We start from the raw sequence: 13,699 nt of genomic DNA, 5'->3' as shown, positions 1-13,699 counted from the left end.
CACTAGGACCATGCTACAACCGCAAGCCTAGACAAGGACGCCGCCTTTTGCCCTCTGCTACCACCCGCGCCACCCTCAGCCGTCAATGGGAACTGCTGCGCCAGTTACCCAGCCGCTCTCCCGGGATTACCAGTGCTGAAATGGTTGCCCGGTTGCAAGATGCAGGTTTCTCCATCAGCAAGCGCAGTATCGAACGCGACCTCAACGAGCTGTCGTTGATCTTTCCGCTGGAACGCAATGACAAGAGCATTCCCTACGGCTGGCACTGGGCGGCAACCGCCTACGGCGACATGCGTCAGCAGGCGGTGCAGCGCTTTCGCCAGCTACGCACGCCGGACAATGCCGCTGACGGTCTGCGTGACGTCGACCTTCAGGCGTGCCTGCTCAGCGAAGCCCTGCAGCCGGTTGAGACCGACAGGATCGAGTTGCAGCTGTGGATAAGTGACAACCTGGCGCGTCAGGTGCGTGACGCGCCGCTTGCGGCAGACATGCAGTTCACCCAGCTTGAGCGTGGCCAGCGATTGCGTGCCGTGGTCAGCAACAGCTGGCAGTTGCGCTGGTGGCTGCTGAGCCAGGGCGACAGCCTGATCGTCGAGCAACCTTTGGCCTTGCGCCAGCAGATCGCCGACACCCTGAGCAATGCGGCGGCGCAGTACAGCGACTAGCGCTGCATGCCCCAGCGGCGCACGGTGATGCGCTCCAGGCTGTTGAACACCAGGCTCTCTACCAGCAGGCCGATCAGAATCACCACTGCCAGCCCGGCAAAGACTTTGTCGGTGTACAACTCGTTGCGGTTCTGGAAGATGTACCAGCCCAGGCCACCCTTGCCGCTGGTAGCGCCGAACACCAGTTCGGCGGCAATCAGCGTGCGCCAGGCAAAGGCCCAGCCGATCTTCAGGCCGGAGAGAATCGACGGCAGTGCGGCCGGGATCAGGATATGCAGCACCAGGCGCAGGCCTCGCAGGCCGTAGTTTCGCCCGGCCATACGCAAGGTTTCCGACACGCCGAGAAAGCCGGCATAGGTGTTCAGCGCCAAGGCCCAGAGCACCGAATGCACCAGGACAAAAATCAGGCTGTTGTCGCCCAGGCCGAACCAGAGCAAGGCCAGCGGTAGCAGGGCGATGGCCGGCAAGGGGTTGAACATTGAGGTGAGCGTGCTCAGCAGATCGCGGCCGAACTGGGTCGATACGGCCAGGCTGGTCAGGCCGAAGGCCAGGACGATACCGAGCAGATAGCCCTTGAGCAGCACCACCAGCGAGACACCGACCTTGGCCGGCAACTCACCGCTGAGCAAACCGTCATACAGCGCTGCCGCCGTCTGCAGGAAACTGGGCAAGAGCAGGTCGTTGCCCTGGTAGCGGGCGACGGCTTCCCAGGCCAGTGCCAGCAACACCAGTATCAGTCCTTTGCGCAGCCAGCCCTGCTGCCACAAGCGCTGGCCAAGTGGCAGTGCGCGCTCGACGGGCACGCTGAGCAGCGGCTCAAGAACAATTTCGTACTCCTGACGCGGTGTCGTGGAGGTGGTCATGGCAAAACTCCCGGTCAGTAGGCAATACGAATATCGGCGAAACCCAGCGTCGGGTCATGCTCGACCTGAGCGTCATCGTCGAACAAGAGGCGATGAATGCGTCGCGCCGAGGCCTGGAAGTCGCTGGCGCCAAGGCTCTGCAGGTCGTACTGGTGGCTGTGGATTTCGGCGCGCACCCGCCCCGGATGCGGCGACAGCAGGAGGATGCGATTGCCTACCACCAAGGCCTCTTCAATCGAGTGGGTGACGAACAGCAGGGTGAAGCGCACCTCTTCCCATAGCAGGAGCAATTCCTCCTGCATTTTGCGTCGGGTCAGGGCGTCGAGGGCGGCGAAGGGCTCGTCCATCAACAGGACTTTCGGCTGCATGGCCAGGGCGCGGGCAATGGCGACCCGGGCTTTCATGCCGCCCGACAAGGTATGCGGGTAAGCATCGGCAAACCCGCCCAGGCCGACTTTCTCCAGGTAGTGCAATGCCCGTGCTTCAGCCTCTTTGCGCTTGAGCGTGCCGGAAGCCAGCAACGGGAACATTACGTTCTGTTTAACGGTTTTCCACGGTGGCAGTTGGTCGAACTCCTGGAACACCACGATGCGGTCTGGCCCCGGGCCGTGCACCGCCTGGCCCTGCAGGCGGATCTGACCTTCCTGCGGTTCGATGAAGCCTGCGACCGCCTTGAGCAGGGTCGATTTTCCGCAGCCGGAGGGGCCGAGCAGAACAAAGCGGTCGGCCTTGTCCACTTCGAAGTTGACCTGGTGCGTGGCACGCACCACGCGTTGCGCGGTGCGGTATTCCAGGCTGACGTTATCCACCTGCAGCAGCGGTGGCGTGGCGACGCTGCTCAACTTGCTGGCCGTGTGGCCTTGCAATGGGGTGTTCATCCGGTTCAGCTCCCTTGCAGCGGCTTTTCGTCCTGGAAGAAGTAGTCTTTCCAGGATTCGGGTTTGTGCTTGATCGCCCCCACGCGGTACAGGAACTCGGCCAGCGGGTAGGTGTTTTTCGGTGTCACGCTGAATTCGTACTGCGGGTTGTCGATGATCTTGAGCAGGGCGTCGCGATCGATCTTGGCCTTGGTCACGCGAATGTAGGTGTCGGCTGCTGCGGCCTTGTCGTTCTGGGCAAAGTCGGCGGCTTCGGCCAGGGCATCAACGAAGGCTTTGTAGGTCTTGGGGTTGTCGTTGCGGAATTTTTCGGTGGCGAACAGCACCGTTGGTGAGTTTGGGCCGAGCAGGTCGTAGGTGTTGAGCACCACGTGCACGTCCTTGTTGGCCAGCACCTGGTCCTGGAACGGCGGGTTGGAGAAGTGCGCGTTCAGCTCAGTGCCGCCAGCCAACAGGGCGGCGGTGGCGTCAGGGTGTGGTACGGCGAGGGTGTACTTGTCCAGGCGGGCGTATTCCTTGTCGCCCCATTGCTTGGCCGCTGCGTACTGGAGAAAGCGCGACTGCACCGAGACACCCACGGCTGGCAGGGCGATGCGGTCTTTCTCGGTGAAGTCGGCGATGCTCTTCACCTTCGGGTTGTTGCTGACCAGGTAGTAGGGGAAGTTGCCCAGTGAGGCGACGGCCTTGACGTTCTGCCGGCCCTGGGTGCGGTCCCAGATGGTCAGCAAGGGGCCGACGCCGGCCCCGGCAATGTCGATCGAGCCGGACAACAGCGCGTCGTTGATCGCGGCACCGCCGGAAAGCTGGGTCCAGTCGACCTTGATGTCGATGCCCTGTTCCTTGCCGTGTTTCTCGATCAGGTTCTGGTCACGCACCACGTTGAGCAATAAATAGACAATGCCGAACTGTTCGGCGATGCGGATTTCACCTTCGGCCTGGGCCGTAGCCGGGGCGACGAGGCTGCCGGCAAGCAGGCTGACACCCAGGCCGATACTGGCCGCCAGGCGGCTGATTGACTTGTGCATGCTGTACTCCTTGACTCGTATCAGAACGGGGCGTCGCCCTGGATGGTGGTGCGGTACAGCTTGCGGCGCAGGTGTGCGGGGCAGCCTGCGGCCAGGTGAATGAGCGAACGGTTGTCCCAGAACACCAGGTCGTGGGGCTGCCACTGGTGGCGGTAGATGTTCTGCTCCAGCACGCTGTGGGCATACAGCTCGGTGAGGATCTGCCGGCTTTCGTCGTCCGGCAGGCCGACGATGCGGGTGGTGAACCCCTCGCTGACGAACAAGGCTTTGCGACCGTTTTCCGGGTGGGTACGCACAACCGGGTGGACCACTTCCTGAACCTGGGCCAGTTGCTCGGCGGTCAGGGTAGGGCGCCAGTTGCCTTCGAATTTGGTTTCGCTGTAGCGGGCGGTGTAGGAGTGCGCCGCGTTGCGGCCTTCTACGGCCTTGCGCAAGGCGTCGGGCAAACCGTCCCAGGCTTTGTGCATGTCGGCGAACAGAGTGTCGCCGCCTTCGCTGGGGAGTTCCTGGGCATGCAGCATCGACCCCAGGCTCGGCAGTTCTTTATAGGAGAGGTCCGAGTGCCAGAACTTGCCGGCATCGCCCAGGCCAATGTTCTGGCCGTTTTCGACGATGTTGGAAACGATGAGGATTTCCGGGTGGCCCGTTAGCAGGAACTGTTTGAGCACGTGGATCTGCAGCACGCCGAAACGGCGGCTGAAGGCGATCTGTTGCTCGGGGGTGATGCGCTGGTCGCGAAAAACCAGGACATGGTGCTCGAGATGTGCCCGGTGGATTCGGGAAAAATCGTCGGCGCTGACGGGTAAGGACAGGTCCAGGCCGATGATCTCGGCGCCAACGGCGCCGCTGAACGGCAGGATTTCGAAGGCTTGCTGCTGTGCGCTGTCGTTGGACGACAAGGCGATAGAGGCCACTGACATGATTCACTCCCACGCAGAGCGCGCCCAAGGGTGCGCGCATCGATCAGAAACTCACGGGGTTCCGTGTTGGTTCGGTCGTGCGGCGCGCCGATTGGTCGGCAGGTACGCAGGGGAGTGACTATAAAGTCATAAGAGATATATTTTAAATATCTTTAATGCATAAGCATATCGTCGCAATCATCGCGGATAAATCCGTTCCTACAGGTCGGCGGTGTACCTCAACCTGTAGGCGCGTGGCTTGCCCGCGAAAAACGATGACGCGGTGCATCAGGGGCACCGCGGTGCCTGGGTTCGCCGGCAAGTCGGAACGCCGCCCGCTAGCTCCTACGTCGATGTCCTACAGGCGGCGGACCGCCACGATCGGCTCAACGCTCGCGCAATGCTTCGGCGCGGGCGCGGATGATCGGCTTGAGCAGGTAGCTCAGCACGCTTTTCTTGCCGGTGATGATGTCCACCGACGCGACCATCCCCGGGATGATCAGCAGCGGCTTGTCGTCACTGCCCAGGTGGCTGCGCTCGGTGCGCAGCTTGATCACGTAGAAGGTGTTCTTGTCTTCGTCGGTGATGGTGTCGGCGCCGATCTGTTCCAGCTTGGCTTTCAGGCCGCCGTAAATGGTGAAGTCATAGGCAGTGAACTTGACCATGGCCTCCTGGCCCGGGTGCAGGAAGGCAATATCCTGCGGGCGGACACGCGCTTCGACCAGCAGGGTGTCATCCAGCGGGACGATTTCAACCAGGTCGCTGCCCGGCTGGATCACCCCGCCGACAGTGTTGACCAGCAGCTGCTTGACGATACCGCGCACCGGCGAGGTAACGAGGGTCCGGCTGACCCGGTCGTCCAGGGCTTTGCCGGTGGCTTGCGCCTTGCTCAGGTCGGTGCGGGCTTCGTTGAGCTGAGTGAGGGCGTCACTGCGGAATTTTCCGCGTGTTTCGTCGATCTTGCGTTCCACTTCCTTGATCGCCGATTCTGCGCGCGGAATTGCCAGCGAAGTGGCATCCAGCTGGCCACGGTTCTCGACTTCGGCACGCTTGAGGCGCAGCACTTCAACCTGAGAGATGGCGCCCTGGGCCACCAACGGCTCGGACATCTGAATTTCCTGACGCAGCAGCTGCAGGCTGTTGCGGTATTGACCCTGCTTGGAACTGAATTCGCGCAGCTCTTGCTGGCGCTGCACAAGTTGCTCCTGCAGGCCGCCAATTTCGTCCTGCAACTGTTGGCGACGGCTCTGGTACAGGGACTCTTCGTTGGCGGCCTGGCTTGGCGCGGCCTTGCGGATCTCTTCGTCGACCTTCAGCGGCCGGTCTTCGACTTCGGCGCTCAGGCGCTCTACGCGCAGGGCCATGGCCAGGCGATCGGCTTCGGTTTCACCGACGTTGGACACAAAACGGGTGTCGTCCAGACGCAGCAACGGCGCACCCACTTCGACGATCTCGCCTTCTTTGGCGTAGATCTGCGCAACGATCCCGCCTTCCAGGTTCTGGATCTTCTGCAGTTTCGACGATGGAATCGCCTTGCCTTCACCGCGGGTGACTTCGTCGATGATCGCGAAGTTAGCCCACAGCCCCAGGAACAGGAAGAAGCCGATCACGCCCCAGATGGTCAGGCGCACAATGCGCGGTGCATCCTCGATCAGGGCCTTGTTGACCTCGGGCAGCGGCTGGCCGCTGAGCGACTCCGAGCCTTTGAAATACTTGCGCAGGCTGTTTTTGATCTGGCCCATATCCACCTTAAGCAACACTGATCTGCCCCTTTTTCAGCGCGTCCATAACAGCGGCTTTCGGGCCATCCGCAACAATCTGCCCGCGGTCAACGACGATCAAGCGGTCGACCAGTGACAACAACGAAGCCCGGTGGGTTACCAGCACCACGGTCTTGCTTTCGATGACCGCTTGCAGGCGTTGCTTGAGGCGTTCTTCGCCGGTGTTGTCCATGGAACTGGTGGGTTCGTCGAGCAACAGGATCTGCGGGTTGAGCAAGAGTGCCCGGCCCAGGGCGACGTTCTGGCGCTGGCCGCCGGAAAGGTTCTGGCCGCGCTCACCCACCTGCAGCTCGTAGCCTTGCGGGTGCAAACGGGCAAACTCGTGCACACCGCTGAGCTCGGCGGCCTGCAGGACCATTTCGTCGTCGACATAGCGCGCGCCGCTGACCAGGTTGTCGCGCAGCGTACCTGCCAGCAGCTGGATATCCTGCGGCACGTAACCGATGTTGTGGCGCAGCTCGCTGACGTCGATCTGGCGGATGTCCACGCCATCGACCAGCAAAGAGCCACTATCGGCTTCGTACAGGCCGACGATCAGCTTGGCCAGCGAGCTTTTACCTGAGCCGCTACGGCCGATGATGCCGATTTTCTCGCCGGGGCGAATGGTCAGGGAAATGCCCTTGAGGGCAGGGTTCTGCTGATTCGGGTAGGTGAAATCTACGCTGCGGAACTCGATGGCACCCTGCAGCACCTGACGGCTCAGCGGCCGCTCCTCAAAGTTGCGCTCTTGTGGCAGCTCCATCATCTGGTCGGTGGAGACCATGGTGACTTTCGCCTGCTGATAGCGGGTCAGCAACCCGGACAGTTGGGCCAGCGGGCCCAGTGCGCGGCCACTGAGCATGTAGCAGGCAATCAGGCCGCCCATGCTGAGGTTGCCGGCCATGATCTGGTACACACCGGCACAAATCAACGCGACACCGGCCAGTTGCTGGATCAGCAGGGTGATGTTCATGGCCAGGCCCGACAGCACCTTGACCCGCAGCTCCAGGCGGCTGAGGGTGCCGATGGTCTGCTCCCACATGTACTGGCGTTCGCTTTCGGCGTTGTTGACCTTGACCGCATCGAGCCCGGCGAGGGTTTCGATCAGGCTCGACTGGCGCTCGGAGGCCAGGGCCATGGTCCGCTCCAGGGTGGCGACCAGCGGTTTTTGCAAGGCATAGCCAATGCCCAGGGCCAACGGGAAGGCAATGATCGGAATCCACACCAGGTGGCCGCCGATGATGGCGATCACCAGCAGAATCAGGAGGGTGAACGGCAAGTCGATCAAGCTGGTCAGGGTCAGCGAGGCGAGGAAATCGCGCAGGCCCTGGAACTCGTGGATGTTCTGGGCAAAGCTGCCGACCCGCGCCGGCCGGTACTTCATCGACATGCCAACGATGCGTTCGAACAGCGTGGCCGAAATGATCAGGTCGGTTTTCTTCCCGGCAAGGTCCAGGCACAGGCTGCGCAGGCCCTTGAGGATCAGGTCGAACAGATAGGCGCCGGTGATCCCGACAGCCAGCACCCACAGGGTGGAGGTGGCCTGGTTGGGCACCACGCGGTCGTACACGTTCATCACGAACAGCGGCGCGGCCAGGGCGATCAGGTTGATCACCAGGCTGGCGGCGATGGCGTCGATATACAGCCAGCGGCTGCGCTTGAGTGTGTCGCGGAACCAGGAGCGGGCGCGGGGGATGAGGTTGCCGTGATTGACGTCGAATTTGTGCTGCGGTTGCGCAAAGAAGACGCGCCCGCTGTAGTCGCTCTGCAGGGCCTCGCGGCTGACATGCACTTCGCCACCATCGCTCTCGCTGAGCAGCAGTCGCGCGGTATCGTCATTTTCCCAACCAAGCAGGACCGTGCTACGGCCATCTTTGAGCAGCAGCATGGCCGGCATGGCGATGGCCGGGATCTGCTCCAGCTTGCGCTGCAACAGGCGCCCCTGCAGGCCTGCACGGGCTGCGGCGCGTGGCAGCAGCTCGGGGGTCAGGCGTTGTTCCGGCAACGGCAGGCCGGTGGTCAACATCGCCCGGCTGGCCGGCTTCTGGTGCAGCACACAGAGTGATAGCAGGCTGTCCAGCAACGGATCATCGTGCTGGCTGCGTGGATCATGGCTGAGTTGGACTCGACTGACTTCTGATTCCACGCGGCTTCTCTTGATGTTTGCGGTTGGCGTTTAAGGCGAGCCTCAGTTCATGCCTGGCAGGCTCACACGGGGCTTCATATCGTTCTGCACAACAGTGGCCATCGGTGCGACAACACCCTGGCTTTTGAGCAGCTGGCCAATGGTCGCCTTGATTCGGTACTGAGTAAACAGCTGAATGTTCTTCACTTCAGTCAGACGACGCTGTGCAGTGAAGAGTTCGTTTTCGCTGTCGAGCAAGTCGAGCAACGTGCGTTCGCCCAGGCTGAACTGCTTCTGGTAGGCGGTACGTACGTTATTGCTGTGGTCGACATATTGCTGGGCAATAGGCAATTGCGCGTTGGCGTTTTCCAGAGCATTCCATGCCAGGCCTAATTCTTCATTGAGCTGGCGCAAGGCATTGTTACGAATGTCCAGCGCCTGATTGGTCAGATACGACTTGGATTCCAGGTCAGCCTTGTTGCTGCCGCCGGAGTACAAGTTGAAGCTCATACGCAGCATAGCCTGCCATTCGTTGTTGTGACCGTTCAGGCCATCGATATCGTTATCTGCCGTCCGTCCGAGTTCTGCATCGAATCGTGGATAGAAAGTAGACTTCGCCGCGTCATATTGCTTCTCGGCCGCTGCGATATCGGATTCTGCCGAGCGCAGGATCGGGCTGCTTTCGACCATTTGCTGGCGGGCTTCGTCGAGGTTGGCCGGCAGCAGGTCGACAAACGGTGCAGGCGCGCTCAGCTCGTCGGGCATTTGCCCGACCACGCTGAGGTAGTTGGTCTTGGCATCCGCCAGGTTGGTCTGCTCGGTGATCAGGTTGTTACGGGCCTGGGCCAGGCGCGCTTCGGCCTGGTCAAGGTCGGCCAGGCGGCCCACGCCACGGGAGGTGCGCAGCTTGATCTGGTCGTAAATGCGTTCGTGGCTGCGCAGGTTGTCTTCTGCCAGACGCACCATTTCCCGGCGGGTCAGGACATCCAGGTACACCTGGGCAACGGTCAGGGCCGTGCGCTCGGAGGTGCCCAGCAAGGAATAGGCGCGGGCGTTGACGGTGGCTTGTTGGCGGCCCACTTCGCTGGAAGTGGCAAAACCGTCAAACACCATCTGCCGCAGGCGCAGGCTGGACTCGCCACGGTTGAGTGTTTCCCAGCGGTTGCCAGTGCTCGGGCTGTCGGTTCCTTCGCGGCCATAGCCGGCCAGCACATCGACCTTCGGCAGGTAGCCACCCTTGGCGGCTCGCAGCTGATAGTCGGCAGCGATGCGGCTGTTGACGCCGGCCTGGATCTCCGGGTGTACATCGAGGGCTTTTTGCATCGCTTCGGGCAGGCTTTGTGCTTGTACGAAACTGGCTGCAAGGGCGAAAGGAATAACAGTGAACAATGAAGCGCGCATTTTTACTTTTTTCCTGGGGACACCATGTCCCAAATCACAGCAAAAGACCGTTGCTGCATCCGAAAATGGCAACCGGGAAGACGTAAAGTCGGGAACTTGCGAAGAGGTACAAGGACGTACGCAGGAAGCTTGGCAGCCGCTTAAATATCAATGTGACATTACAGGGCTGATTGTTTAGGATGGCAAGAAGAAGGTCAATACTTTGGCATAAACTAAATAGCCAATTGTTATTGACATAAAATTGACGCCAAAAGCGTCTGCATAACCAACATTCAAATTCCATCAATAGCGGCAATTCAGCGCCGCCAGGGCATGGAAGCCAAACAGATCGGGTAGATCGGAGCGTCCAATGAGCAGTGTTGTTGCCATCGTCAAAAGCATTGTTGGTCAAGTTATCGCCGTATCCCCGGAAGGGGCCCGCCGGGTTCTCATCGAGGGCGACCGTCTGTTTGCAGGCGATCAGGTCCTGACGGGCCTGGCAGGCGCCGTGACCCTGGAGCTGGCTGACGGCCGCACCCTGGACCTGGGGCGCGATACGCAATGGAGCGCCGATGCGCCCGACAGCAGTACCGACCTGACGGCAGCCACCGCCCAGGCCGCGCCGTCGGTTGAAGAGCTGCAGCAGGCCATCGCCGCTGGTGCTGACCCGACGACTGAACTGGAAGCCACGGCCGCCGGCCCGTCCGCGGGTGGATCGGGTGGCGCCGTTGGTGGTGGCCACAGTTTCGTGATGCTCGATGCCACCGCAGGCTCGGTGGACCCCACCATTGGTTTCCCGACGGCCCCGATCGACTTCGCCATCGCCGACAACCGCGAAGAGCTGGGCGACCTTACCGCCAACACTGCCTTGACCACGGCCCCTGATGCTGAAACAGGGCTTACCCTGACGGCTACGCCTTCGATTACCGAAGCCGGTGGCGTGATCACCTATACCGCAACACTGGGTCAACCACCTCTGACTGACCTGACGGTGACGCTGTCCAACGGGCAGGTCATTGTCATCAGTGCCGGGCAGACCACCGGTAGCGTCAGCGTGACCATCCCGCCGAATGACACGGTGTATCTCGATCCGGGCGAAATTTCTGTAACCATCACCGGGACCAACGGTGGTGGTTTGGTCGTCAATCCAGACCCAACTCCGGCCGTGACACAAATCACTGACACCATCGACACCACTACCGTGTCAGTGACGGCAAACCCAGCTAAAGAAGGCGATGCAAACGTCACCTTCAACTTCCAGCTGAGCAACCCGCCACAAGGCACGACCACCCTCACCGTTAAAGTCGGTGAAACCACTTACACCGTGAACGTTGATGCCAGCGGTAAAGGCACCTTGGTTGTTCCGAACACCAACGGCGAAGACGCCTATCAAGATGGCAGCACCCTGACGGCAACCGTCACTGGGGTCAATGGCGGCAACTACGAAGCCACCAACCTGACCGGCGCGACTGCAACGGCCGATGTTAAAGATACCATCGACACAACAACCGTGGCGGTGACCGCTGACCCAGCTAAAGAAGGCGATGCAAACGTCACCTTCAACTTCCAGCTGAGCAACCCGCCACAAGGCACGACCACCCTCACCGTTATAGTCGGTGAAACCACTTACACCGTGAATGTTGATGCCAGCGGTAAAGGCACCTTGGTTGTTCCGAACACCAACGGTGAAGACGTCTACAAAGATGGCAGCACCCTGACTGCAACTGTCACTGGGGTGAATGGCGGCAACTACGAAGCCACCAACCTGACTGGCGCTTCTGCCACTGCTGAAGTAAAAGACACCGTCGATACCACTACTGTGAGCCTGACCGGTTCGGTACAAAACGAAGGCTCTTCGGCGCAGTACGTCTTCACCGCCACGCTGAGCCATGCCTCCCAAGGCGTGACCACGATCACCACCGACAAAGGTGTGATCACCATTGCCGACGGTGAAACCACCGGCACTCTGAAGATCGATGCTGCCAACGGCGAAGATGTCTACAAAGACGGCTCCGAACTGGTCGCCACTATCACCGGTGTAGACGGCCCTGGATTTGAAAAGCTGGAAGTCAAAGACGGCAGTGGCTCCGCCACCGCGAAGGTCGTGGACACCGAAACTGCCTCGACCGTAAGCCTGTCCGGCTCGGTACAGAGTGAAGGCTCGACGGCGCAATACGTCTTCACCGCCACCCTCAGCCACGCCTCCCAAGGCGTGACGACGATCACCACCGACAAAGGTGTGATCACCATTGCCGACGGTGAAACCACCGGCACCCTGAAGATCGATGCTGCCAACGGCGAAGATGTCTACAAAGACGGCTCCGAACTGGTTGCCACTATCACCGGCGTGAACGGCCCTGGCTTTGAAAAGCTGGAAGTCAAAGACGGCAGTGGCTCCGCCACCGCGAAGGTCGTGGACACCGAAACTGCCTCCACCGTCAGCCTGTCCGGCTCGGTACAGAACGAAGGTTCGACGGCGCAGTACGTCTTCACCGCCACGCTGAGCCACGCCTCCCAAGGCGTGACCACGATCACCACCGACAAGGGTGTGATCACCATTGCCGACGGCGAAACCACCGGCACCCTGAAGATCGATGCTGCCAACGGCGAAGACGTCTACAAAGACGGCTCTGAGCTGGTCGCCACTATCACTGGTGTAGACGGACCTGGCTTTGAGAAACTCGAAGTCAAAGACGGTTCGGCGACGGCTAAAGTAGTCGACACTGAAACCGCCTCGACTGTCAGCCTGTCCGGCTCGGTACAGAACGAAGGCCCATCGGCGCAATACGTCTTCACCGCCACGGTAAGCCACGCCTCCCAAGGCGTGACGACGATCACCACCGACAAAGGTGTGATCACCATTGCCGACGGCGAAACCACCGGCACCCTGAAGATCGATGCTGCCAATGGCGAAGACGTCTACAAAGACGGCTCCGAACTGGTTGCCACTATCACCGGCGTGAACGGCCCTGGCTTTGAAAAGCTGGAAATCAAAGACGGTTCGGCGACGGCTAAAGTAGTCGACACCGAAACCGCCTCGACCGTCAGCCTGTCCGGCTCGGTACAGAACGAAGGCTCTTCGGCGCAGTACGTCTTCACCGCCACCCTGAGCCATGCCTCCCAAGGCGTGACCACGATCACCACCGACAAAGGTGTGATCACCATTGCCGACGGTGAAACCACCGGCACCCTGAAGATCGATGCTGCCAACGGCGAAGACGTCTACAAAGACGGCTCCGAACTGGTTGCCACTATCACCGGCGTGAACGGCCCTGGCTTTGAAAAGCTGGAAGTCAAAGACGGCAGTGGCTCCGCCACCGCGAAGGTCGTGGACACCGAAACTGCCTCCACCGTCAGCCTGTCCGGCTCGGTACAGAACGAAGGTTCGACGGCGCAGTACGTCTTCACCGCCACGCTGAGCCACGCCTCCCAAGGCGTGACCACGATCACCACCGACAAGGGTGTGATCACCATTGCCGACGGCGAAACCACCGGCACCCTGAAGATCGATGCTGCCAACGGCGAAGACGTCTACAAAGACGGCTCTGAGCTGGTCGCCACTATCACTGGTGTAGACGGACCTGGCTTTGAGAAACTCGAAGTCAAAGACGGTTCGGCGACGGCTAAAGTAGTCGACACTGAAACCGCCTCGACTGTCAGCCTGTCCGGCTCGGTACAGAACGAAGGCCCATCGGCGCAATACGTCTTCACCGCCACGTTAAGCCACGCCTCCCAAGGCGTGACGACGATCACCACCGACAAGGGTGTGATCACCATTGCCGACGGCGAAACCACCGGCACCCTGAAGATCGATGCTGCCAATGGCGAAGACGTCTACAAAGACGGCTCCGAACTGGTTGCCACTATCACCGGCGTGAACGGCCCTGGCTTTGAAAAGCTGGAAATCAAAGACGGTTCGGCGACGGCTAAAGTAGTCGACACCGAAACCGCCTCGACCGTCAGCCTGTCCGGCTCGGTACAGAACGAAGGCTCTTCGGCGCAGTACGTCTTCACCGCCACCCTGAGCCATGCCTCCCAAGGCGTGACCACGATCACCACCGACAAAGGTGTGATCACCATTGCCGACGGTGAAACCACCGGCAC

General features: G+C 60.8%; 9 protein-coding genes. 2 read left to right on the top strand and 7 right to left on the bottom strand.

Annotated elements, in window-relative coordinates; translation table 11 throughout:
* Positions 1 to 47 precede the first annotated feature (47 nt).
* On the top strand, positions 48 to 665 hold the full coding sequence (locus I5S59_RS22005; protein ID WP_197878464.1) for a WYL domain-containing protein: 618 nt from the start codon (positions 48 to 50) through the stop codon (positions 663 to 665).
* On the opposite strand, the gene I5S59_RS22000 is transcribed toward I5S59_RS22005, so the two are convergent.
* The 7 genes from I5S59_RS22000 to I5S59_RS21970 form a co-directional block, all read right to left on the bottom strand.
* Positions 662 to 1,528, bottom strand: a complete 867-nt coding sequence (locus I5S59_RS22000) for an ABC transporter permease (protein ID WP_197878463.1) — start codon at positions 1,526 to 1,528, stop codon at positions 662 to 664. The two genes, I5S59_RS22005 and I5S59_RS22000, sit on opposite strands and share 4 nt — an antisense overlap.
* Positions 1,529 to 1,542: 14 nt before the next feature.
* Entirely contained in the window at positions 1,543 to 2,406 is an 864-nt protein-coding gene (locus I5S59_RS21995; protein ID WP_197878462.1) for an ABC transporter ATP-binding protein, read from the bottom strand.
* Positions 2,407 to 2,411: 5 nt separating this feature from the next.
* Positions 2,412 to 3,431 carry an ABC transporter substrate-binding protein gene (locus tag I5S59_RS21990; protein WP_197878461.1) on the bottom strand — a complete coding sequence of 340 codons (1,020 nt, stop codon included), beginning with the start codon at positions 3,429 to 3,431 and terminating at the stop codon, positions 2,412 to 2,414.
* Between the two features lie 20 nt (positions 3,432 to 3,451).
* Positions 3,452 to 4,351, bottom strand: coding sequence for a TauD/TfdA dioxygenase family protein (locus I5S59_RS21985; protein WP_197878460.1), 900 nt, complete (start codon positions 4,349 to 4,351; stop codon positions 3,452 to 3,454).
* 365 nt (positions 4,352 to 4,716) lie between these two features.
* A complete protein-coding gene (locus tag I5S59_RS21980; protein WP_197878459.1) occupies positions 4,717 to 6,072 on the bottom strand; it encodes an HlyD family type I secretion periplasmic adaptor subunit in 1,356 nt (451 codons plus the stop codon).
* A 7-nt stretch (positions 6,073 to 6,079) separates the two neighbouring features.
* Positions 6,080 to 8,236, bottom strand: coding sequence for a type I secretion system permease/ATPase (locus I5S59_RS21975; protein WP_197878458.1), 2,157 nt, complete (start codon positions 8,234 to 8,236; stop codon positions 6,080 to 6,082).
* Positions 8,237 to 8,278: 42 nt separating this feature from the next.
* Positions 8,279 to 9,616: a TolC family outer membrane protein gene (locus I5S59_RS21970; RefSeq protein WP_197878457.1), complete on the bottom strand. Its 1,338-nt coding sequence runs from the start codon at positions 9,614 to 9,616 to the stop codon at positions 8,279 to 8,281.
* Between the two features lie 349 nt (positions 9,617 to 9,965).
* Here I5S59_RS21970 and I5S59_RS21965 point away from each other — a divergent pair.
* A partial coding sequence (locus tag I5S59_RS21965; protein WP_197878456.1) for a retention module-containing protein occupies positions 9,966 to 13,699 on the top strand: 3,734 nt, incomplete at its 3' end.

The sequence above is a fragment of the Pseudomonas alkylphenolica genome (assembly GCF_016009175.1).
In the GTDB taxonomy this organism is placed as follows: Bacteria; Pseudomonadota; Gammaproteobacteria; order Pseudomonadales; family Pseudomonadaceae; genus Aquipseudomonas; species Aquipseudomonas alkylphenolica_B.
This window is presented reverse-complemented; position numbering and strand designations above follow the sequence as displayed.